This window comes from Anaerococcus martiniensis, from assembly GCF_043187485.1.
Classification (GTDB): domain Bacteria; phylum Bacillota; class Clostridia; order Tissierellales; family Peptoniphilaceae; genus Anaerococcus; species Anaerococcus martiniensis.
In genome coordinates this window covers 939,029-961,842 of the sequence record NZ_CP171106.1, presented here as the reverse complement: position 1 = coordinate 961,842, position 22,814 = coordinate 939,029, and the positions used below count along the sequence as shown (strand labels likewise).

Sequence of the window (22,814 nt, the reverse complement as noted above, 5' to 3'; positions counted from 1 at the left end):
TGCCTACTTTCTAAGTCTTGGGTCAAGTGCATCACGTAAGCCATCTCCCAGAACGTTAAAGGCAAACATAATTAAGGATATAATTAGGGCTGGGAAAAATATTTGATAATATAAATCTATGCCCATAACAGCAAGACCGTCATTTGCCAAAACTCCCAATGATGGTTGTGGAGGTTGCAAACCTAGACTTAAAAATGACAATGTCGCCTCAGAAAAAATTGCGCGTGGTATGGTTAATGTTAGGTTTACAAGTATTGGCCCAAGGGTATTTGGTAAAATATGTTTTTTTAGTATATATGATGGTGATGCGCCAAGTGATCTTGATGCTAGGGCATATTCTGTTTGCTTAAGTTGCAAAACTTGTCCACGCACCAACAGCGCCATTGGCACCCATCCGGTAATGCTCATTGCAATAACTAAGGTTAATAGCGATGCTCCTTGTTGGGAGGAGAATGTAACTGAAATTAAAATTACAATTAACATATAAGGTATAGAATAAACAATTTCAGCTATACGCATCATTATGCTATCAACTCTGTGGCTTGCCATCCCAGCTATGCCTCCATAGCTTACGCCTATTATAAAGTCTAAAAGAGCTGCTAAAATTCCTATCAATAATGAATATCTGATACCATAGCATATACGGGTAAATAAATCTCGGCCAAGTTCGTCAGTACCAAACCGATTTTCATTATCTGGTAGGGTATTTATCTTTAAAAAATTTTGCTCAGCATAGTCTAATTTTGTTAGAAGAGGGCCTACAAATGACATTATCAGTAAAATAATAATTATAAATAAACCCAGCATGGCAAGTTTATTTTGCCTTAATCTTCTAAAAACATCTGACCAATATCCAATAGTTGGGCGGGTGATCTTTTCATTATCTTTACTTTTTTTTGCCGGTCTAAAAGATTCCGGTGTGATTTTTAATTGTTCTTGCATTTTCTACCTCGCTATATCTATTCTAGGATCTATAATTCCATAAAGAATATCAACTAATAAAAGCAATATTATTAGTATAAACGAATAAAAAATTGTAGTTCCCATTATCAGTGTATAATCACGGTTACCAATTGATGTTACAAAAAATGCTCCAAGACCTGGGATACCAAAAATTTTTTCAATTACAAATGATCCTGTTATAAGACCTGCAAGGGTTGTTCCCATGGTTGATACAATAGGTAGGATTGCGTTTCTTACTGCATGATTCATAATAACTCTAAAACGACTTATACCTTTTGATTTAGCTGTTTTTATGTAATCTTGTCCAAGGATTTCAAGCATTGATGAACGCATAAGTCTTGCACTTGAGGCCATTGGCATAAAAGAAAGAGCCAGCGCTGGTAAAACTGTGTGTCTAAATGTTCCCCAGCCTCCTATTGGGAAGTATCCGTATTTTTGGGCTATAAATTTTATAAAAAGAGTTGCTAGTATAAAACTTGGAACAGAAATACCTATTAAGGCTATAATCATCATTATATAATCTGGGACCTTATTTTGATATATGGCTGCAATTGATCCAAGGATTGGACCTAAAATCATAGCAATTATAAAAGCCTCAAGCCCCAATAAAGCTGATACTGGTGCCCCTCTTTTTATCATTTGATTTACACTTTCAGAATTAGAATACATTGAATCCCCTAAGTCACCCTTACTAACATTTTTTAAATATGTTATATACTGTTCGTTTAAGGGCTTATCAAGTCCGTATTTTCTGTTTAATGATTCATAAACCGCTGGGCTTACCCTCCCTTCTTTAGAAAAAGGATCGCCGGGAACAGCGTGCATCATTAAAAAAGTAACAGTGATTATTATCCACATAGTAATTAAGGATAGTAATAATCTCTTTGCTATAAATTTTTTCATTCTTAATCCTTTCTAAGAACTATTATGTAAAGGCAATTAATATTTTTAAATTTTAAAGGGCGAATTTACTCGCCCTTTAACTTTTTTGTAGAGTTTTAATTGTTAGATTGTTCTATATCTGCAAATGTCAATGTTGGATAATTCATATTATTTTTGTAAACGCCTGTTACATATGATTTTTGTAAGTATGGTTGAGTATAGAAGTAGATTGGAGTTACACCCATATCTTCCATTACAATTTTTTCTGCTTCAGCCATTTTTTCAAATCTAAATTCATTATCTGATGACTCACCTGCTTCTTTCATTAAATTATCAAATTCAGGATTAGAGTAAAATGCATCGTTGTTTCCATTTTCTGTCATCATTATATCAAGCATTGTATTTGGATCTAGGTAATCACCTATCCATCCAGCTCTTGCAATTTTGTAATCTCCAGATTTTCTTCTATCGAGTACTACCTTAAATTCTGCATTTTCAAGTTGGAAATCAACTCCAAAGGCTTGTTTCCACATTTGTTGGATAGCTTGGGCTATATTTTTGTGAGCTTCGTCAGTATTAAATAGGATAACTGTGCCATTTAAATCTTCTAGTTTCATTCCTTCTTCAGCTAAACCTTCTTCTAATAAAGATTTTGCTGCTTCTTTGTCTTCTTTTACTAAATTGCCATTTCTGTCTCTAAATTCTTTTCCATTTTCATCTAAGAATCCATAAGGTACTAGGCCTTCAGCTGGTACTTGACCACCTTTTGTAATATTTTCTACAATTGCTTTTCTATCTATGGCCATGGATAAGGCATTTCTTACTTTTGCATTGTTAAATGGTTTTTCTTTGTTATTAAATTGGTAATAGTAAGTACCCACATCGCCACCGATGTATAATTCTGGATCATTTTCTTTTGTTAATTTGTCTACTACTGCTGTTGGTGGGTTTACTATAAAGTCATATTCTCCACCTTGGTATTTTGTGTATTGTGTGTTTTGTTCTTCGATTATATCAAAGTCAATTCCATCTAGTTTTACTTCATCAGCCCTATACCATTCTGGGTTTTTTCTTAAAGAAATTTTTTGGTTATGATCCCAACTTACTAATTTGAATGCACCATTTGAAATATATTGGCCATTTGATGGATCTTTTGCCCAGTCAGAGTTAGCTTCAACTACGTTTTTATTTACTGGGTATAAGGTATAAAATGCTGTTAAGCCTAGGAAATAGGGAGCTGGTTTTTTTAATGTTACTTCTAGAGTTTTTTCATCTATTGCTTTTATAGCAACATCATCGACAGAGCCTTCTCCATTTAGATATTCCTCAGCACCTTTTACATAATCTGAAATTTGATATGCATAATCAGATGCAAGCTCTGGGTCTATTACTCTTTTCCAAGCATATTCAAAATCCTCAGCTGTAACTGGATCTCCATTTGACCATTTTACATCGTCTCTTAAGTGGAAAGTATATGTAAGTCCATCATCTGATTCATCGTATGATTCTGCCACAGCAGGAACTAATTCACCATCTTCGTTATAGCCCATAAGACCTGTAAATGTATGTTGAAGTATCCAAGATTCGTGAGTACCTTTTGCTAGGGCTGGGTCAAGTGAAGCTGGTTCAGATTTGTTATTTGTTCTTAAAATCTTTTCTCCACTTTCATTTGTGGAAACTTCTCCACCATTGTTTTTGTAATCATTAGTTTGATTTTCGGCATTTTCTGTTGAGTTTGTTTGGCTACTATTTGATTCATTTGAGCCACCGCCGCAAGCAGAAAATACTAAAAGCATAACTAGCATTAGCATGCTTAAACTAAGTTTTCTTTCTTTCATAATTATTCTCTCCTTTATTGATTTATCAGTTTAACGCTTTATTAAACTAATTGATAATATTTTACATAATAAAAATCAATTTGTAAAGGGCTTTTTAGAAATTATTAAAAAAAGTTTATATTTATATTTTTATTACTCATATTGTAGAGAATTTTGAAAGTAAATTTGTATTATTTTTCAAAACGTAAATTGTTATTGATATTCTTGCAACAAAAAACTCTCAAAGTATTAGTACTTTGAGAGTTTTATTTTAATTTTCTTCACCAATCAAAATTTCATTATCATTTGGCTTTAGATTTTCTTTTAGTTTTCTAATCCTACATGCCTTTATTCTGTTATCCTCGATGTAAAGGATTTTTATCTCGTAGCCGTTGTAGATTATTGTTTCGTTTGCTCCTTCTTCTGGGATGTAGCCTAGTTTATCTATTATAAATCCGCCCAGTGAATCAAAGTTTTCGTTATCTTCATCTATTTCGATAGGGATTTTTTCGTTTAGGTCTTTGATATTCATGGAAGCTTTTACAACATAAACTCCCTTGCGATTTTCTCTAAATTCGCTTGAAAGATTAGCTCCTTCATCTAAATCTCCTACGATTTCTTCGAGGAGGTCATCGATTGTTACTACTCCTGCAAATCCACCATATTCGTCAATCAAAACTGCCATATGAATGTGTTTTACCTGCATATCTGCAAATAATTTGTCAGTTTCAATTTTATCTGGTGCGTAGTAGGCAGGTTTTATCAGGCTTTTGACATGGACATTTTTTATCCCAACCCTGGTTGCTTCTAGTAGGTAGTCCTTGGTATAAAGAATTCCTAATATATTATCTACTTCGTCTTCGTAAACTGGGATTCGGGAGTGTTTTATCTTTGTAAATTCATCTAGCCAAGTTCTATCTTCATCATTTATATCTATCATAAAAACATCAGTTCTTGCCGTCATTATTTCTTCAGCGATCAAGTCATCAAATCCCATAATAGAGTGGATCATTTTTGATTCCATAGGACGAATGATGCCTTGGTTTTCTCCTACTTGGACAATGGATTTGATTTGCTCGCTTGTAACTGCTTTTTCGATACCCTTGGCCTCTATGCCAAAGATTTTCATAAATAAATTTGTTACAAATCGTGTGAATTTTACAAATGGATTGGTTATTGCAAGGATGATACGAGATACAAATATCGTATTCATTGCAAGGTCCATCGGATTTCTAACTCCAATTCTTTTTGGAATTTTGTCTATAAAAATTATTTTTATTGTGACAAATAATATGAGTGATAGAAGTATATATGTGTTTGTGCTAAAGTTTTGGCCAAATATTGTAGCATCACTTACCGCAATTCTGATGCGTCTTACAAAAAAAGTAACTATTAGCAAGGTCAAAAATAAGTCTATCATTTCAAAGGATTGATTTAGCCTATCCTGATCGCTTATTATTTTTAAAAGTGATTTAGCTTTACTGTCTCCCTCTTCTTCTAGTTCTTTAAGCTTTTCAATATTGAGGGAAATAAGTCCAGTATGAATTGCAATTATTACAGCATTTAGGATTATTAATATTGCTATTGTAATTACATTTTGTAAACTAAAATAGGGCCCTTGGTCCATTCGTATTCTCTCCGTTCTTTCTTTATCTAAGTATGACTATATACATTATTTTAGCTATTGTCAAAGCAATTGTGTACAAAAAAAGAGTTCAACTCCCTTTATAAGCTGAGCTCTTTTTTATTTTTTAATTTTAATACATACATCAAGACAAAAATTACTATCACTCCAAAAGATAAGGAAATAATAGCAGAATGAGTAAATCCTGCTATGATATACGCTACTGCAGATATGGCTGCAACACTCATACCATATGGCAACTGAGTTTTGACATGATCAATATGAATACATCCTGCTCCCGTAGATGACATTATAGTTGTATCAGATATTGGAGATAGATGATCTCCACACACTGCTCCTGAAAGAGTAGCTGATATTCCTATAAAAAATATTGGATTTGTTGGCTCAAACATAGATACTACAATTGGTATCAAAATTCCAAATGTCCCCCAGCTTGTTCCTGTGGCAAAGGCCAGAAATATTGCAACTATAAAAATTACAACTGGCAAGAATGAATTCAAACTTCCTGCTACATTTTCCATAAGTCCACCTACGTATTGGGTCGATCCCAATAGGTCGTTTGATATATTTTTTAAACTTGTAGCCATGGTCAAAATCAAAATAGCTGCTACCATTGAAGAAAATCCTTCAGAAATAGCATCCATTGATTTTTCAAATGTTAAGGCTTTTTTTGCCACAAAAAATATTATAGTGATTACTAGGGCAATAATAGATCCCATGGCAAGGGCTACTGATGAATCTGTATTGGCAAAAGCATTTACAAAATCATGATAAAAAGGACTTTGTAAATCAAAAAATCCGCCTACATTAATTAAGCTAATAACACAAGAGATAATCAAAATTAATACAGGAAAAACTAAGTCAATTACAGATCCATGTAAGTTTTGATCTGAATCAACAGTAGAAGTATCTTTTCTAATACCTAAATATCCCTCATTTATAGCCCTTTGTTCATATTTTTTCATTGGCCCAAAATCATTATCAAAAACTATAATATTTATTACAAAAACCAAGGTCAAAAGAGAATAAAAGTTAAAAGGAATGGCTCTTATAAATAACTCTATACCTGACATATGACTATTTTCAGCATATCCTGATACAGCAGCAGCCCATGAAGAAATAGGTGCTATCATACAAACAGGAGCTGCCGTTGCATCTATTATATAAGCAAGTTTTGCTCTTGATACCTTGTGAGAATCAGTTATAGATTTCATAACAGATCCACTTGTTAGACAATTAAAGTAATCATCAATAAATAGCATTATACACAAGCAAAATGTAGCAAGTTGTGAGCCTTTTCTAGTTTTTATCCTTGAATTAGCCCAATCTCCAAAGGCCTTGGATCCCCCTGAATAATTTATAAGCACAACCATTATTCCAAGAACTACTAAAAATATAAAAATTCCTGAACTTCCTGAAATAGCAGTAATAAATCCTTGATTTACTAGATTATCTAGAAAAACTCCAAATGAGCCTCCTGATGCTAAAATAGCACCTGTAACAATTCCTAAAAATAAAGATGAAAAAACTTCTTTTGTAAATAATGCCACAAAAATAGCTACTAAAGGTGGAAAAAGTGACCAAACACTCGCCTCAGTAGCTTTTCCTGTTGCTGCAATGTATAAAGAAAGCCCCAAAGACAAAATTGCGACCCCAAGGGCTGGTTTTAATTTTTTGCTATCCATGAAAAACCTCTCTATGAGTTTTAAATATTTATAAGAACGCACTTTATATAATAAAACTCAAGTATTTTAACGTATGTTTTAGATTATACTTATTTTTTTCATATATAAAAGTGATTTTACCAGCTATTTTTGAAACTTAAAATTACAGGCAAAAAAAAAGAAGACCCTGGGTCCTCTTCTTCCAATTCTTTTAACTTTTCTGCATTAAGGAAAATGTGTTTAGTATCTGTAGCAACTACGATAGTATTTATTAATTAAAATAGCTAGCAAAATTACATTTTTATACTAAAGTAATCCTTACTCCTTAGATAAAGTCGGTCTGCTATCGCCTGATAGATTAAGTCCTTCTTTTTTTTCTCTAAATCCTGGTTCAGCAATAGTATCTGTCACGTCTGGATCTGAGATTATATCTTTAACTTTCATCAGTCTTGCGATAGTTGCTCTTTCGTTTTCTTCTAGTTTTGCTCTAATATACTTAATTGTTTCTTCCAAGTCTGGAATAGTACGGTATTCTAGAGCATTTACACGTCTACGTGTAGATTCAATTTCATCTGCCATAAGTTGGGTTGTTTTTTCTAGTTCTGCAAGCTCTAATAGTTTTTCCATAACATCATTTAGCCCTGCAATTGCTTGGTCTAGTCCTGCTGATGTTTCTGCATAACCATAAGAATACATGCTTGCATCTTCATTTTGATCTACCTTAAATTCCATTTGTGGAATCCTAACACTCATGACATTTTTAACACCTATATCAACACCAACTTTTTGTGTAGGAAAGCTAACTGCTGCTTCCATTGATTCTGGGCTCATAAAGGCACTTGCAATAAGAAAATCAGAAAAAGAATCAGATAGTTCTTTTTCTACTTCTTCTCTTAATGTTTTGTTTTGGCGGATTAAAATCATAAATTGACGCATAAGTTCATCTTGTTTGTCTTTTAATAATTTATATCCGCGTTTACTAGTGCCAAGCCTATCTTTTAAGGTGTTAAGATTCATCCTAGTTGGCGTTACTTTTAGTCTTGCCATCTTTATCACCTAACCCAAATATTTTTCAATAAGGTTATCATCAATTCTCTTAAGTTCTGATTTTGGAATTAGTTTTAATAATTCCCAACCTAGATTTAAAGTTTCCTCGATAGTTCTATTTGTGTAATATCCTTGGTTGATATATTTTTCTTCAAATTGTTTAGCAAATTCAGCAAATGCAAGGTCTGCATCTGAAAGTGCTGAGTCACCTAAAATCTTTTGTAGCTCACGAGCATCAACCCCTGATGCATATGCCGCATAAATTTGGTTCATAGTACCAGCGTGGTCTTCACGAGTTTTGCCCTTACCTATACCCTTATCTTTTAGACGAGAAAGAGATGGTAATATTGAAACTGGTGGTTCTACACCTTGGTTATATAATTCACGATTTAGGATAATTTGTCCTTCTGTGATGTATCCTGTAAGGTCTGGGATTGGGTGAGTAATATCATCTTCTGGCATTGAAAGGATAGGAATTTGTGTAATAGTTCCTGGTTTGCCACGAAGTTTACCAGCTCTTTCATAAATTGTAGAAAGGTCTGTATATAGGTATCCTGGGTAACCACGACGACCTGGTACTTCCTTACGAGCAGCTGATACTTCACGTAGGGCTTCTGCGTAGTTAGTCATATCTGTCATGATTACAAGTACTTGCATGTCTTTTTCATATGCTAGGTATTCTGCACAAGTTAAAGCCATTTTTGGTGTAGATAGACGTTCGATTGCTGGGTCATCTGCAAGGTTCATAAATAATACTGAACGGTCAAGGGCCCCAGTTTTTCTAAAGTCTTCTAGGAAAAATTGTGCTTCTTCAAAGGTAATACCGATAGCTGCAAATACTACCGCAAATCCTTCATCATCGTTTAATACACGAGCTTGACGGGCAATTTGTGCTGCTACTTGGTTGTGTGGCAGACCATTTCCTGAGAAAATAGGAAGTTTTTGTCCACGTACAAGGGTATTTAGTCCGTCAATTGTAGAAATACCTGTTTGGATAAATTCTGATGGGTAGTCACGGCTTACTGGGTTTATTGCAGTTCCGTTTACATCACGTTTTTCTTCTGGAATTATAGCTGGGCCATCATCGATTGGTTCGCCAAGTCCGTTAAATGCACGGCCAACCATATCTTCAGAAACCCCAAGTTCTAGTGGACGGCCTAAAAATCTTACAGATGTTGATTCAAGGTTGATACCTGTTGATCCTTCGAAAAGTTGGACCATGGCACGGCCTTCTTCGATTTCTATAACACGACCACGGCGGCGTTCGCCAGTTTGCATTTCTATATCTACTAGTTCATCGAAGCTTACACCTTCAACACCTTCAACAAGCATTAGAGGCCCAACAACTTCGGTTACTGTTTTATATTCTTTTAACATTATGCCTCCCTTGTTAATTGGCCAATTTCTTGGTCAATTTCATTTTTGATGTCTGTTAGTTTGCCTATTTCATCTTCGTGAACGAATTTTGCTCTTGTGATTTTCTCATGAACTGGAAGATTTTCTAGTTTTTCAAGCTCAATACCATTTGCTAGAGCTTCTAGAGATCTATCGTAGTTATAAAGAATTAAATCAAGCATGATATTTTGTTTTTTTAGTGAACAATAAGTATCTACATCATGGAAGGCGTTTTGTTGTAGGTAGTCTTCTCTGATAGATTTTGTTACATTTAATTTTAATTTATCATCATCACTTAGGGCATCACGACCAACTAGTCTTACAACTTCTACTAGTGAAGATTCTTGTTGTAATAGACTCATGGCACGTTTTCTCATAGTTGAGAAGCTTTCATCAAAGTTATTATCAATATATCTATCCATTTTATCTTGGTATAGGGAATATGAGTTTAACCAGTTGATAGCTGGGAAGTGACGTTGGTAGGATAGGTCGTAATCTAGTCCCCAGAATACTTTTACAATACGTAATGTAGCTTGGGTAACTGGTTCTGAAAGGTCCCCACCTGGAGGAGATACAGCACCGATTACTGTTAGTGATCCTACTTCATCTCTATTTCCTAAAACTTCAACTTTACCACTTCTTTCATAAAAATCTGCAATTCTAGATGCAAGATATGCTGGGAAACCTTCATCCCCTGGCATCTCTTCTAGACGTCCAGACATTTCACGAAGGGCCTCCGCCCAACGGCTTGTTGAGTCAGCCATCATAGCTACATTATAACCCATATCACGGAAGTATTCTCCAAGGGTAATTCCTGTATAAATACTTGCCTCACGAGCTGCTACTGGCATGTTTGATGTATTTGCTATAAGAATTGTACGCTCCATGATAGATTCACCTGTTTTTGGGTCGATAAGTTCTGGGAATTCGTTAAGTACGTCAGTCATTTCGTTACCACGTTCACCACAACCTACATAAACTACCATGTCTGCATCGGCAAATTTTGCAATTTGGTGTTGTACTACTGTTTTACCAGATCCAAATGGTCCTGGGATTGCAGATGTACCACCTTTTGCAACTGGGAAGAATGTATCGATTACTCTTTGGCCTGTAACAAGTGGTTCGTTTGGATCAAGTTTTCTTCTTGATGGACGCGCTTGTCTTACTGGCCATTCTTGAATCATATTTATTTCTTTATCGCCATTTTCAGTTTCAATAACAGCTATTGTGCTATCTACTGTATATTCACCAGATTTTATATCTTTAAGTCTACCGCTGATTCCGTATGGAACCATGATTTTGTGGGTAAGTACAAGTGTTTCTTCAACTGTACCAAGGACATCACCTGCCACTACTTCATCGCCTACATTTTTTGTTGGGACAAATTCCCATTTTGTTTCACGATTTAGTGGTGGTGCTGTAACTCCTCTAGTTAAAAATGATCCTGCAAGGTCTTCAAGTTTTTCTAGAGGTCTTTGGATACCGTCATACATGTGACGAAGCATACCAGGTCCAAGTTCAACTGATAGAGGGTGGCCTGTAGAAACTACTGGGTCTCCAGGTCCAATACCTGTTGTTTCTTCATAAACCTGAATACTTGCAACATCTCCTCTCATCTCAATTATTTCGCCGATGAGCTTATCTTTTGATACCTCAACCACGTCATAGATGTTAGCATCAGATAAGCCGCTAGCTTCTATCAATGGTCCTGATACTTTAGTAATTTTACCTTCTTTCAAATTAAGCTCCTTTAATTTAGAATGTTGGCTCCAACAGCCTTTTCTACTGATTTATTAATGTCAGCAAGGCCTATACCCATTGATCCCTTATTACCAGGGATTAGAATGATAGCTGGAGTCATTTGATCTCTATATTTATCAATTGTAGATGGGATTTCTTGGGCAAATTTTTCTGTTATAAATATTACGCCAACATCTTCTTTGGCAAGGCTATTTATAGTATTTGCTGCTTCTTCGCCATCTATAACTGTATATACTTCTACACCGAGTGCCTTAAAGGCAAGAACACTGTCCTTATCCCCGATTACTGCTACTCTATGCATAAGTTTCACGCAACCTTTCTAATGTAAATTCTTTTGGTAATGAATTTAGTTTTGATACTAGAATGATCCTTAGGTTTTTAATCTCAGCTTCTTTGGAGATTATATAATTCATCAAAACTTCAGGGCCATAGGTCATAGATTTTGCAAGTCGTGAATAATCCATTTGGTGGTCATCAATTGCTTTTTCAAGATCTAGTAGGTTTTGGTCTAGTGTTTTATCATCATCCAAAGCTCTAACTAGATACTTGTTGATATTTTCATTTGAAAGCTTGACCACAATATGATTTATATCTGCTGGGGCAAGTTCTACTAATCTTTCTGGCTCAATATATCCGCCATCGATTAAAGCCTCATCTAAGTTACTTGCTTCATTTCCTTGGGCTTTGATACGCAAAAGAGTTTTGATATTGATTAGATCAATACGTTCTTTTGTATATTTTGTAAGCTCTTCTAGGTCTATTTCCTTAGCATCTATTAAAAGTTTTTCGTAATATGCCTTATCTAGAGTGATGTCTATGTCTTTTGGATTGTTGGTTTGTCTAAATTTTGCTAGGGCTTTTTTACCATATTCAACATAAGTGTCATTTTCATTTACTGACTTATTAAATGGCTCATAGCCTTCGATTTCAAGACTCTCTAAAAATCCAACTTCGATATTATCGCTTGATAAGTGTCTTTTGATGTAAGCTAAATCTATATTTCCTATGTCATTATATAAATTTGCGTAAGACTCATCTTGGGCAATTTCTCTAACTAATACTTTTAGGTTGTGAAAATTATATCGTTCTCTAAAGTATTGGAGAATGTTGTCATCACTTGCTGTATTTTCTATGAGTTCATAGGAATTTTTAAGTTCCTCATCTAAGATTTTTTCGTATTCTTCAGGACGATTTAAATTTTGAATGGCATCCCTATATGATGAGTCGCTTAAGGCATTTAGCACATCTTCTACTGAATTATAATCGTTTAATCTTTCTAGGTCATTGCTAGTAAGGAGGTTATTTTCGCGTATTCTAGTTGAGATAGATCCACCTATATAGTTATCTCTATTCATAAACCCTCCTTATTTAAAGATTTCATCTGAAATTTCTTTTCTTATATCATCAATATTGTATTTTAATATGGAAGAAAATCTGTTGTCGTATTCGATTTTGCCTGATCTTACTACAAAACCATCTTCTACTGTTTCATCAGCTACTTTTAGACCATTAAATTCATTGTCTTTAATAGCATTTTTGAAGTTTTCTGCTAGTAAAATCTCGCCATTTGTGATATTTGCTCTTTTTAAAGTGTTTTCAATGTAGGCTTTGTATGAGTTTTGGTCTAGATTTTTTAAGTTTTCTAGAAGTTTTTCTACTACTCCATCGATTACTTTATTTTTTGCATTGATTTCTATATCACGTGATTGTCTTTCTGTTGATACCGCTTCGTTTTTTTCGATTGTTGCGGCTTCTTTTTTTGCACTTTCAATTATTTCTTGTGCCTTTTTTTCTGCTTCAGTTTTTCTCTCGCTAACTATTCTGTTGGCTTTATCTGTAGCATCGTTTATTATATTTTGACTTTCAGTATTTCCTTCGCTAATTATTGATTCTAATATTACTTCAAGATTATTCATAATCTTTTCCTAATATTATGCGTTTAGTACTAGTAGTAGAGAGATTACAAAGCCTAAGATTGCGTATAACTCAACCATTACTGAGTAAACAACACCTTTTACGAATTCATCTTCGTTTTTAGCAAGGATGTTTACACCGGCAATAGCTACTCTAGCTTGTCTGTTAGCTGATGCGTAACCAACGATTGCTACTGGAAGAGCTGCCATTAGTAGGTAAAGTCCTTTTTCAAATGTAATTTGATCCCCACCTGTGATTTGTTGTAGGATAAAGAATCCGATTACGAATCCATAAAGTCCTTGTGTACCTGGAAGTAGTTGTAGGATAAGTGCTTTACCAAATTTTTCTGGTTGATCTACTGTTAGAGCTGCTGTAGCTTCCCCTGCCATACCTACACCTTTTGCTGATCCCATACCAGCTAGTAATGTTGCAATTGCAGCTGCTAAAACTGCTAAAGCTGTTCCACCGTTATTAATAAAAAATTCACTCATTATTTTTCTCCTCTTCTAATGATATTTACAAAATTTGTATCTTCAACCATCTCGCGGAACTTAATTCCGCCACCTTCGTAGAATTTATTAAACATTTCTACATAAATTAACCTTAGTGAGTGTACATATGCTGATAAGTATGATAGGAACATATTAAATAATTGGAAAACAATAAATATGATGATTCCACCTATTAGTCCGCCTATGCCACTTCCTGCCATCATTTTTACAATTAAGTTTACAGAATAAGCTACGAATCCACCTGAAAGTACAAGGGCCATAAGTCTTAAGAATGATACGAAATCTCCAATCCAGGATGTGATTCCATATAGTTCATAAGCACCGCTTGCAATCCTTCCAGGCCATGATTTTATAGCACGTCCTGCAAATAATAGTATCATTACCATTCCTGCAATCATAATGTATTTAGCAATTGGGTTTTTGGTGATAACTAGAGCAATTGCCCCACCTACTGCCATATACCAGCTAAGTACATCAAAGATTACTCCATCAAAGTGTCCATCTCGAATTGCCATATATCCTTTTACTCCAAGAGCAAAGAATAAACTAAATCCACCTATTATCAAACTGATTAGTATCAATTGGTTAATATCTGTTGTTGTATCTATCCAGCCAAATGGTACATCGATGATACCTCCAAATACTGATCCAAAGATAAATCCAAACACACATGCTGATAAGGAAATGCCTAGGAAAAGTTTTAAGGTTTTTTGAGTTGATTTTGGAAAATCTTTTAGTTTTAAGGCAAGTAATATTGCAATAACTCCAAGAAGTCCATAACCTAAGTCCCCAATCATAAATCCTGTAAAGATTGTATAAAATGGAGCAATAATACCTGTTGGATCTAGTTCGCTATATTTTGGTAGGGCATAAGTTTCAACAACATTTTCGTAAGGTTCTACTAATTTATTGTTTTTTAGAATGATTGGAACATTTGGGTCATCTTTTTGGGCTGGAATTACATCAAGGATGTATTTTTCTCCCAAAATTTGATTTAAATCTGCCTTAAATTCTTCACTTTTATCACTTGGCACATAGCCTTCTATGATATTCATTTGACGAGTTTTTAGGAAGTTTTCACTTGAAGCTTCTTTTTTTCTGCAATTTATGATGTAGGCTTGGTAGATATATAAGTCTTCCAAGTATTTTTTAAAGTCAATTATTTCATTGTCTACTGCTTGAATTTCCTTATTTATCTGATCTTCTTGCCCACTAAGGTCGGTTAAGTAATTATTAACCTCACTATCTGCAGCAATTTTTACTCTGCTAAATCCAAATTCTCTAAGTATCTCAGAGAAATTTTCCGCTTCTTTGTTGGTTGAAAGGGCTACAACATAATAATTGCCATCTCTTTCGCTTAGCTTATAAACCAAGGTTCCATCTAGATTTCTTTCTACTAGAGCCTTTTGCAAATCTTCATAAAATCTGCTTGAGATAGTTCCAGTTTCCATAAAAAACCTATCAGACCTATAAAGCTTATCCATGTTGACATCTATGTCTTGCCATGGAGATAATTCGCTTTGTTTTTGATTTAGGCTATCCCTATTTTGTACAAGTTTTTCACGCTTGGTAACAAGATTTCTTAATTTCTCATAAATTAAATCAAAAGTGAAGTTTGATCCGCGTCTGTTGACTTCTTCAAGGGATAAGTCACTTACCTTATCATTAAGTTCTTCTGGTAAATCTTTGGTGTAGTCTTTTATGACATCTATAGCATAATTTACCTTATTAAGTGACTCATCTATTTCAGCAAGTCTTTGAGTTTCACGAACTTCACTTATATAATTTTCGTCATTTTCTTTTACCAAATCGTTAAAATGTACATAGTTAAAAGCTTGTAAGCTGTTAAGAAGACTTTGTCTATCAGAGTCAAAACTTAGCAAGTTAAACTTATCCATTTTAACTATTGCCATCTCTTACAATCCTTTCTGTCAAAGCATCGATAATAGTTTTTACATTATTGTTATCGGTGTTTAAAATATTATTTGAAGCCTCGCGTGCCTTTTGCAAGATAGGTTCTTTACTGCTTTGAGCCTTGCGATTTGCTTCATCAATGAGACTGTTTGCTTTTTGGTTTGCATCAGAGATTATTCTCTTATACTCACTTTCAGCTTGTGATTTTGCTTCTGATAAGATGTCTTGTGATTTTATTTTTGCATCACTGACACTTTTTGAAGCAGTTTCTTCAGCCTCTTTGATTTTTAGTAAAATATCATCTGCCATTTTTCACCCCCTAGATAACATTAATTAAATTATACCATAAAATAAGCCCAGAAAATAGTACTAATTAAAATTTTATCAAATTTTCTTGGGACTTTATAGTATATTTGAAAATGGTTTCTTGTATTTTCCATACATATTTTTTAAATACCCAATATAAAAAACAATTAAATAAATTTTATAAAATTTAAGTGAACCCAAAATAAATTATCCTAGGTCCACTCATTCTATTTTCTATTTGATTTTTTCTATAATTCTTGATCTTGTTTCAAAATCATCTGTGCTTCCAGAAATAGAATTATTTTCTTTGGCAAGTTTTGACATTTGATCTAGGATATCACTTACTTTTTGAACATCGCCTGTTTTGTTTGACAATTCATCGATGCCTTGAGATTTATAATCTTTTAATCCTTGGGCAAATTCATGGTAGCCAGCTTCGTATTTGTCACTTCCTTCTTTTAATTTGCCTGTTGATTGGTTAAGTTCATTTAATCCTGTATTTAGTTGTCTAAGTGCATCTGCTAGTGGATTAATTGCTGTTTCATTTATATTTGCTAGTTGATTTAATGATTGGGATTTTGTTTTAAATTCTTCTAAGCCATTTGAAAGTTTTTGTGAACCATTAGCTAATTGTGCAGAGTTTTGGTCAAGTTCATTGATAGCGCCTGATAGTTTTTCAACACCTGCTGTATTTTGGATACTTCCTTCTTTTAGCTTGCTTGATCCAGCTTTAATCTTGCTTGTGGCTTCATCTAGCATTGCAATGGATTCTTGAAGTTTTGCAAGGTTTGATTCTGAAAATCCTTTGCTAATTTTTTCTACACCATTAGATAGGCTAGTTGAAGCTTTTGCTAATTCTTCTTTTGAAGCTGATAATTTTGTAGCTAGTTCTTTTGATCCTGCATTTGCTTGATTTATGCCTGCTGTTAGTTCAAAAGATGCTTGGTTTAACTGATTAAGTCCTGCTTTTAGTCCAGCACTTACTTGGCTGCTTGTTTTTAAATTTTCTGCCTCAGCATAAAGATTATTTCTAACTGCAGCTAGATTTTCAATTTGCCCGCTTAAAGACCCATCTTCGTTACTTGCTTCTAGATTTGCAATTACACTATCAATTGTATTTGCTTGGGCGTAAATATTTTCAAGACTTGCTTCTACATTTATTCCATTAGCTGTTTCACTTAAATTTGCAATACTTGAATTTATAGTAGCTGATGCATCAGAAAGTTTTGTAAGGCCACCGTTTAATTCATCCACACTATTTGCAAGTGGATTTATGTTTTTTCCAAAGTCATCAAGTCCTTTTTGCAATTGTCCTAGGGAATCTGTAAGTGAAGCTGCCTTTTGATCTCCCGCTTTTGAACTCATAGCAGTTTTTTCTTTTAATTGGCTTGTTGCTTGGTTTAATTGGGCAAGGCCATTATCTAGTTCTGTTGCACCGTTTTGTAATTCTTTTGCACCTTGATTTAGGGCTGGCATATTTTGATTTACTTGGCTAACACCTGCTGTGTATTTATTGATACCAGCATTTAAATTATTTGATCCATCGCTAAGTTGATTTACCGCATTGGTCATTACTGAAACTTTGCCTGGTAAATCTGCAAAGGCATCTCCAAGTTTTTCAAAGTTTGCCAAAATTTTTGCAGATCCGTCTGATAATTTGCCTGCACCAGCATTTAATTGGCTAATTCCATCGTTAATTTGTTTGCCACCATTTGCTAGTTCGTCAGAAGCATCTACAAGTTTATTCATATTGTCCTCTAGCTTATCGATACCTTCGTTTAAATCATCTAAGGAAGCTAAATTTGTCTCTTCTTGGAAAAATTCATTTGTAATTAGGGTATAAATTTCACTTTGTTTGTAGTCAGTGACATCCATCTCTACTTCGATTTTGTCTTTGAATTTATCAAGCTTGTCAGCATCAAGAACATCAGCAAAGTTTTCTTTTAATCCTGGTGTCAAAAGTCCAGTTACAACTTGGTTTTTACCGTCTTTTACAATTTTTCCGCTATCACTTGTGATATTTGAAACCTTGTCTCCATCAAAAATCATTGCTGTGGCTACTGCGTATGGGGAGAAGATATTTGTTTCTTCGTCATTAATTTTTGCTGATGTTGATTTTTTGTTTGTAGCTTCTGCTACTATTTTTAAGTGTCCAGATTTTCCTTCTAGTTCACTTGCTTTTACTTGCTTTCCATCTAGAAAATATTTTACAGTCATATCTATTGGAAGTTCTCCGTTTGTTTTTCCTTGATAGTAGAGATCTTTTTCTTCTGTTTTCCAATCAATATATCCGTTGCTTGACTCGATTGTTTCGTCTGTTTCTAGATTTTTAATTTCTTTTAAGTTTGTTTTATCTTTTGTTTTTATATTTTCATCAGCATTTAACCAAATAGATGCTGTTTGATCAACAATTTTATTGTCTTCTTTGGTTACATAAATGGTTTCGCTTTTTCTTACAGGCTCTGTAGCTGCATATGATACATTTGCTCCTAAAACTGAGCTTACAGTTACTGCTGCAAGAACTTTTACAAATTTTTTATTCATATTTCCCTCCTAGTTTAATCCTTTTGTTGTTTTCTTTATGAATGGGAATGTTACACTAATTATTGCAGGTAGGAAGATAATAATTACTAGCATGGAAATTATTGCTCCTCTTGCCAAAAATATACATATGGTAGATACTATCTCCATTTTTGAATACATACCTACACCAATAGTTGCTGCAAAAAACGCAAGGGCTGATGTAACAATTGATTTTGCTGTCTCTTTTGTTGCTATTTTTAAAGCCTTGTTTTTATCCTTGTTTTTCTTGTATTCGAATAAAAACCTATCTGTCATTAGAATAGAGTAGTCGATAGTAGATCCTAGTTGAACTACACCGATTATTATTGATGTGATAAATGGTATGGTTTGGCCCATATAAAATGGTAGCCCCATATTTATAAGTATAGCTAGCTCTATTGCCGCAATTAGTACGATTGGTAGGGCAAAAGATTTAAATACTATAGCTATAATTAAAAATACAACTGCAATGGATGCAATATTTACCATTTTAAAATCACGGTCAGATATTTCTGTTAGGTCATCAGTAAGAACTGCTTCTCCTGTCAAATATCCATCTGGATCGTGGTCTTTTATAATCTTATTTATCTGATTTATTTGATTTTTCACTTCTGGTGATGCTGTTTGGTACTTAGAATTTAGCATCAGCATTTGGTAGCCATTTTTTACAAAATTATCTTTTAGTTTATCTGGTAAAACACTAGATGGTAGGGTAAGTCCTGTTGCAGAGTTGACACTAAGGACATTATTTACTCCATCTACATCTTCTAATTCTCCTACCATGCCATTTATAGATTGCTTGCTCAAATCATCTTTTACTACTATAAAATGAGTAGATGCCATGTCATAATCTTTTTTCATTTTGTTTAGGGCAACTATGGAGTCAAGATCTTGAGGTAGTGACCTATCTAAGTTGTAGTAAAGGTCTGTATGAGTTGACCCATAAATTGCTGGGATGAAAAGAGCTAAAAATACAATAAATAAAGTTTTTTTGTATTTTAAAGTAAAGTTTGAAGTCTTCTCAAAGGATGGCAGTAAAACCTTATGGTTAAATCTATTGACCCATTTTTCTGTAAGCAAGATCATTGGAGGAAGAACAACTACTGTTGATACTAATCCTAAAAGTACACCCTTACTCATTACAAGACCGATATCTTTACCAAGACCCAGTCTCATTAAAATTAAAACTAAAAATCCTGCAAAGGTAGTAAGTGATGATGCAAAAATAGATGCTACTGTAGATTCAATAGCCTTAGCCATAGCCTCATTTTTGTTTTCATTTTTTTGTTTCTTTTCTACATATCTATGATATAAGAAAATTGAGTAATCTGTTGTTACAGCTAATTGCAATACCGCTGCAATTGCCTTTGTTATATATGAAATCTCCCCTAAGAAAATATTTGTACCAAAGTTATAAAGAATCGCATAACCAATGTTTAACATAAATAAAAATGGTATTATTGTAGACTCATTGGTAAAACTTAAAACTATTAGGGCAAGAACTACCGCCAGTGCTACATATATAGGTGTTTCATGGTCTATTAGGTCCTTGGTATCTTTTACTAAAGATGAAATACCTGATAAGAATTTTTCCTTAGACTCAATTGCCTTTATCTGATCAATGGCCTCCATAGTTTTAAATGAGGATGATGATTCGCTAAATTTAACCATCAAGAGAGTAGAATCTTCTGCATAAAAGGCATCTCTTATCCCATCTGGTAAAAATTCATTTGGTACTGTATCTCCCACAATAGAAGATTTTGAAATAACATCTTCTACCCCATCAATTTCTAGAATCTGCTTTTTTAACTGATCTGCATCATGGTCATCGCCTTTTAAAATCAGCATGCCAGTTGCAGCATTTTTAAAATCCTTATCTAGAATTTCTTGGCCTTGGGTAGACTCAAGGTCAGCAGGTAAGTAGGAGAGAATATCATAGTTTACATCAGTTTTTTCATAGCCAATCCAAGATGGTATTAATAATAAGGTCATAATAAGTAAGACTAATTTTGGATGGTATGAAATAAATTTTGATATTTTTTTCATTTTATTTCTCCTTATCTATTAAAAATTTTTCTTATAACAGCAAATAAAACTGGTTTCATTTCATCAATAGATAAAGTTGAGTCCTCCATAAGGGCACTCTTACAAGTGGACATCATAATATCAAAAGTCATAGCTAAAATGTATAGCTGTTGAGATTGGCTGTAAGATTTGGAAAATAAATTTTCGTACTTATTTAAAATAAATTGTAAAGTCGAATCAGCCTCTGTCAGCCTTTCATCATGCTCAATTTTTGTATATAGGGCCCAGGTGATATTGTTGCTTAAAAGATTAAGTTCAAAGGGATTAGCAATTAAATAATCTATTATGTAATCCACAAAAGAAATATATCTTTCAACTGGATCTTCACCCTCACAGTTTTCTTCAGCCTTGATTATAATATCCATGGCCTTATCAAGGACAATTTTTTCCTTCAAATCATTTTTATCAGTGTAATAAAGATAAAAAGTCCCAAGTCCAAAACCTGATTCAGCCATGATTTCACGGACAGAAGCCTTGTCAGGCCCCTTTTTCTTAAAAACTTTAAGAGCCGCCTCCATAATTTTTTCTTTTTTTCCGACTAAGCTATCTGATACCATAAAACCTCCTATAAAAAATGAACGTTGTTCATTTGTTGTTACAGTTTATATTTTACACCTAAATGAACATTGTTCAACTATTTTTAAAAATTTTTTAAATTTTAGAAAATATATTGAATTTTAGCCACAAAAAAAGAACCCCTCTGGGTTCTAATTTTATAAATCATCTTCTATAATAGAAGATTTGGAATATGCAGTTACTTTTGCTTCGAAAAAGTCTGTTTTCACTTGGTTAGGGTCAGCGTATTCTTCAACCCATTTCATAGATTCTGGGACTTCATTATAGCCTTCATATAGATTGCCAAATCCTAGGCCTTTGGCTCTTAAGTTTCCTAGGTATTTAATGTAATCTTCAATCATTTTTCCATTTAAACCAGCTATATTATCACCAATTGCATATTTTCCCCAAGCAATTTCTTGCTCTACACCTTCTTTTAGCATTTCTGTGTAATATTTGATATGCTCATCTGTAAATAAATCTGGTCTTTCTTTTTTAAGGTCATTTATAAGAGACCTAAATAACCATAAATGAGTATTTTCATCACGGTTAATGTATCTAATCTCTTGGACAGTTCCTGGCATTTTTCCGTTACGTCCTAGGTTATAGAAAAATGAAAATCCTGAGTAAAAGTAAATACCTTCTAGAATGTAATTTGCAATTAAGGCCTTCATAAAGTTGAATTCATCATCTTTTTCTAAGAAATCATTGTATTGTTCGCCTATATATTCGTTTCTGTGAAGTAAATGTTCATCATCCTTCCACATATAAAGGATGTTTGTACGCTCTTCTGGTGAACAAATTGTATCTAGGATGTATGAATATGATTGAGAGTGGATGGACTCTTGGTAGGTTTGAATTGATAAGCAAAGGTTGATTTCATTTGCTGTAACATAGGTTTGCAAATTTGGGAGATTTGCAGTTTGGATTGAGTCAAGATATGTTAAAAATGAAATTATCCTATCAAAGGCAAATTTTTCGTGCTCATCAAGATTTCTATAATCTTTTATGTCTTGGTTTAGGTTAATTTCTTCTGGTATCCAGAAGTTATTCATAGCTTGGCGGTACCAATCACTGGTCCAAGTGTATTTTAAGTTGTTAAAATCATTTAGGTTGGTTGTATTACCTTGGATAATTTTTCTCTTAGCAAGATCAAGGTCTCCATCTTCATTAAAAATACCACGTTTTTCAACTTCTCTTTTTTTGCTATTTTCCATTGTCTGCTCCTTTTTACTCATAGTGCCCTTTGCAAGATATAATAACTATTTTTTCATCAAAAACTTTATAAACAATTCTGTGTTCCTGGTCAATTCTTCTGCTCCAATAACCTGAATAGTTAGACTTTAAAGGTTCAGGTTTTCCCAGACCATCAAGCGGTGTTCTAACAGTTATTTTGATAAGTTTGTTTATCTTTTTGAAATTATTTTTATTTTTCTTCTGCCAAGAAAGGTATTCCTCCCACGCAGGCAGAGTCCACTCGATGTTTCTCAAATCACTCCTCTATTAGTTCATGGTTTACAATTTCTACTTTACCTTTTTCATAGTCTTCGATTAGTTTTTCAATCTTTTTAAGATTTTTTGGACTATAAAAAGGATCTGCTTCCAATTCAAAAGGAATTTTGTTTTCTCTAACTATTTTTTTTAAATATATATTAATCGCTGATGATAAAGATATACCTATTTCTGAGCATATCCTTTCAGCATCCTTTTTTGTACTAGAATCAACTCTTACGTTTATTTGTGATTGGGTCATAATTAATCTCCTTTTTATATACAAATACTATACAACGTA

General features: G+C 33.7%; 20 protein-coding genes. All 20 read right to left on the bottom strand.

Features of this window, described 5'->3' with window-relative positions; all coding sequences use genetic code 11:
• Window positions 1-3: 3 nt before the first annotated feature.
• Window positions 4-942, bottom strand: a complete 939-nt coding sequence (locus tag ACF3NF_RS04745; protein WP_394022398.1) for an ABC transporter permease — start codon at window positions 940-942, stop codon at window positions 4-6.
• A gap of 3 nt (window positions 943-945) precedes the next feature.
• Window positions 946-1,866, bottom strand: coding sequence for an ABC transporter permease (locus ACF3NF_RS04740; protein WP_394022397.1), 921 nt, complete (start codon window positions 1,864-1,866; stop codon window positions 946-948).
• A 95-nt stretch (window positions 1,867-1,961) separates the two neighbouring features.
• A complete protein-coding gene (locus ACF3NF_RS04735) occupies window positions 1,962-3,683 on the bottom strand; it encodes a peptide ABC transporter substrate-binding protein (protein ID WP_394022396.1) in 1,722 nt (573 codons plus the stop codon).
• A 250-nt stretch (window positions 3,684-3,933) separates the two neighbouring features.
• Window positions 3,934-5,289 carry a hemolysin family protein gene (locus ACF3NF_RS04730; RefSeq protein WP_394022395.1) on the bottom strand — a complete coding sequence of 452 codons (1,356 nt, stop codon included), beginning with the start codon at window positions 5,287-5,289 and terminating at the stop codon, window positions 3,934-3,936.
• Between the two features lie 98 nt (window positions 5,290-5,387).
• Entirely contained in the window at window positions 5,388-6,992 is a 1,605-nt protein-coding gene (locus ACF3NF_RS04725) for a Na+/H+ antiporter NhaC family protein (RefSeq protein WP_394022394.1), read from the bottom strand.
• 297 nt (window positions 6,993-7,289) lie between these two features.
• Entirely contained in the window at window positions 7,290-8,018 is a 729-nt protein-coding gene (locus ACF3NF_RS04720; RefSeq protein WP_394022393.1) for a V-type ATP synthase subunit D, read from the bottom strand.
• Between the two features lie 9 nt (window positions 8,019-8,027).
• Window positions 8,028-9,395: a V-type ATP synthase subunit B gene (locus tag ACF3NF_RS04715; protein WP_295883771.1), complete on the bottom strand. Its 1,368-nt coding sequence runs from the start codon at window positions 9,393-9,395 to the stop codon at window positions 8,028-8,030.
• Window positions 9,395-11,152 (bottom strand): V-type ATP synthase subunit A, encoded by a 1,758-nt coding sequence (locus ACF3NF_RS04710; RefSeq protein ID WP_262121251.1) that lies wholly within the window; start codon window positions 11,150-11,152, stop codon window positions 9,395-9,397. The genes ACF3NF_RS04715 and ACF3NF_RS04710 overlap by 1 nt, the downstream gene beginning before the upstream one ends.
• An 11-nt stretch (window positions 11,153-11,163) precedes the next feature.
• Window positions 11,164-11,475: a V-type ATP synthase subunit F gene (locus tag ACF3NF_RS04705; protein WP_262121249.1), complete on the bottom strand. Its 312-nt coding sequence runs from the start codon at window positions 11,473-11,475 to the stop codon at window positions 11,164-11,166.
• Entirely contained in the window at window positions 11,468-12,529 is a 1,062-nt protein-coding gene (locus ACF3NF_RS04700) for a V-type ATPase subunit (RefSeq protein ID WP_394022392.1), read from the bottom strand. The genes ACF3NF_RS04705 and ACF3NF_RS04700 overlap by 8 nt, the downstream gene beginning before the upstream one ends.
• A 9-nt stretch (window positions 12,530-12,538) precedes the next feature.
• Entirely contained in the window at window positions 12,539-13,090 is a 552-nt protein-coding gene (locus ACF3NF_RS04695) for a V-type ATP synthase subunit E (protein WP_394022391.1), read from the bottom strand.
• A 15-nt stretch (window positions 13,091-13,105) separates the two neighbouring features.
• Window positions 13,106-13,579, bottom strand: a complete 474-nt coding sequence (locus ACF3NF_RS04690; protein WP_262121243.1) for a V-type ATP synthase subunit K — start codon at window positions 13,577-13,579, stop codon at window positions 13,106-13,108.
• Window positions 13,579-15,513 (bottom strand): V-type ATP synthase subunit I, encoded by a 1,935-nt coding sequence (locus tag ACF3NF_RS04685; RefSeq protein WP_394022390.1) that lies wholly within the window; start codon window positions 15,511-15,513, stop codon window positions 13,579-13,581. Before ACF3NF_RS04685 ends, ACF3NF_RS04690 begins: the two co-directional genes overlap by 1 nt.
• Window positions 15,500-15,823 (bottom strand): ATPase V, encoded by a 324-nt coding sequence (locus tag ACF3NF_RS04680; protein ID WP_262121240.1) that lies wholly within the window; start codon window positions 15,821-15,823, stop codon window positions 15,500-15,502. The genes ACF3NF_RS04685 and ACF3NF_RS04680 overlap by 14 nt, the downstream gene beginning before the upstream one ends.
• 231 nt (window positions 15,824-16,054) lie before the next feature.
• A complete protein-coding gene (locus ACF3NF_RS04675) occupies window positions 16,055-18,364 on the bottom strand; it encodes a coiled-coil domain-containing protein (RefSeq protein ID WP_394022389.1) in 2,310 nt (769 codons plus the stop codon).
• A 9-nt stretch (window positions 18,365-18,373) separates the two neighbouring features.
• Window positions 18,374-20,428, bottom strand: a complete 2,055-nt coding sequence (locus tag ACF3NF_RS04670) for an efflux RND transporter permease subunit (protein ID WP_394022388.1) — start codon at window positions 20,426-20,428, stop codon at window positions 18,374-18,376.
• Window positions 20,429-20,439: 11 nt separating this feature from the next.
• Window positions 20,440-21,024, bottom strand: coding sequence for a TetR/AcrR family transcriptional regulator (locus tag ACF3NF_RS04665; RefSeq protein WP_394022387.1), 585 nt, complete (start codon window positions 21,022-21,024; stop codon window positions 20,440-20,442).
• 156 nt (window positions 21,025-21,180) lie between these two features.
• The gene (locus tag ACF3NF_RS04660) at window positions 21,181-22,239 is read right to left on the bottom strand and encodes a ribonucleotide-diphosphate reductase subunit beta (RefSeq protein WP_394022386.1); all 1,059 of its coding nucleotides are present in this window, start codon (window positions 22,237-22,239) and stop codon (window positions 21,181-21,183) included.
• Between the two features lie 13 nt (window positions 22,240-22,252).
• Entirely contained in the window at window positions 22,253-22,513 is a 261-nt protein-coding gene (locus tag ACF3NF_RS04655) for a Txe/YoeB family addiction module toxin (protein ID WP_394022385.1), read from the bottom strand.
• Between the two features lies 1 nt (window position 22,514).
• Window positions 22,515-22,775, bottom strand: coding sequence for a type II toxin-antitoxin system RelB/DinJ family antitoxin (locus tag ACF3NF_RS04650; RefSeq protein ID WP_394022384.1), 261 nt, complete (start codon window positions 22,773-22,775; stop codon window positions 22,515-22,517).
• Between the last annotated feature and the right edge of the window lie 39 nt (window positions 22,776-22,814).

Bases quoted from the DNA above. Each gene is read 5' to 3' on its own strand.
- ACF3NF_RS04680 (WP_262121240.1), bottom strand. From the start codon at position 15,823: ATGGCAGATGATATTTTACTAAAAATCAAAGAGGCTGAAGAAACTGCT.
- ACF3NF_RS04650 (WP_394022384.1), bottom strand. From the start codon at position 22,775: ATGACCCAATCACAAATAAACGTAAGAGTTGATTCTAGTACAAAAAAG.
- ACF3NF_RS04740 (WP_394022397.1), bottom strand. From the start codon at position 1,866: ATGAAAAAATTTATAGCAAAGAGATTATTACTATCCTTAATTACTATG.
- ACF3NF_RS04660 (WP_394022386.1), bottom strand. From the start codon at position 22,239: ATGGAAAATAGCAAAAAAAGAGAAGTTGAAAAACGTGGTATTTTTAAT.
- ACF3NF_RS04725 (WP_394022394.1), bottom strand. From the start codon at position 6,992: ATGGATAGCAAAAAATTAAAACCAGCCCTTGGGGTCGCAATTTTGTCT.
- ACF3NF_RS04745 (WP_394022398.1), bottom strand. From the start codon at position 942: ATGCAAGAACAATTAAAAATCACACCGGAATCTTTTAGACCGGCAAAA.
- ACF3NF_RS04690 (WP_262121243.1), bottom strand. From the start codon at position 13,579: ATGAGTGAATTTTTTATTAATAACGGTGGAACAGCTTTAGCAGTTTTA.
- ACF3NF_RS04675 (WP_394022389.1), bottom strand. From the start codon at position 18,364: ATGAATAAAAAATTTGTAAAAGTTCTTGCAGCAGTAACTGTAAGCTCA.
- ACF3NF_RS04705 (WP_262121249.1), bottom strand. From the start codon at position 11,475: ATGCATAGAGTAGCAGTAATCGGGGATAAGGACAGTGTTCTTGCCTTT.
- ACF3NF_RS04695 (WP_394022391.1), bottom strand. From the start codon at position 13,090: ATGAATAATCTTGAAGTAATATTAGAATCAATAATTAGCGAAGGAAAT.
- ACF3NF_RS04700 (WP_394022392.1), bottom strand. From the start codon at position 12,529: ATGAATAGAGATAACTATATAGGTGGATCTATCTCAACTAGAATACGC.
- ACF3NF_RS04735 (WP_394022396.1), bottom strand. From the start codon at position 3,683: ATGAAAGAAAGAAAACTTAGTTTAAGCATGCTAATGCTAGTTATGCTT.
- ACF3NF_RS04730 (WP_394022395.1), bottom strand. From the start codon at position 5,289: ATGGACCAAGGGCCCTATTTTAGTTTACAAAATGTAATTACAATAGCA.
- ACF3NF_RS04685 (WP_394022390.1), bottom strand. From the start codon at position 15,513: ATGGCAATAGTTAAAATGGATAAGTTTAACTTGCTAAGTTTTGACTCT.
- ACF3NF_RS04665 (WP_394022387.1), bottom strand. From the start codon at position 21,024: ATGGTATCAGATAGCTTAGTCGGAAAAAAAGAAAAAATTATGGAGGCG.
- ACF3NF_RS04670 (WP_394022388.1), bottom strand. From the start codon at position 20,428: ATGAAAAAAATATCAAAATTTATTTCATACCATCCAAAATTAGTCTTA.
- ACF3NF_RS04715 (WP_295883771.1), bottom strand. From the start codon at position 9,395: ATGTTAAAAGAATATAAAACAGTAACCGAAGTTGTTGGGCCTCTAATG.
- ACF3NF_RS04720 (WP_394022393.1), bottom strand. From the start codon at position 8,018: ATGGCAAGACTAAAAGTAACGCCAACTAGGATGAATCTTAACACCTTA.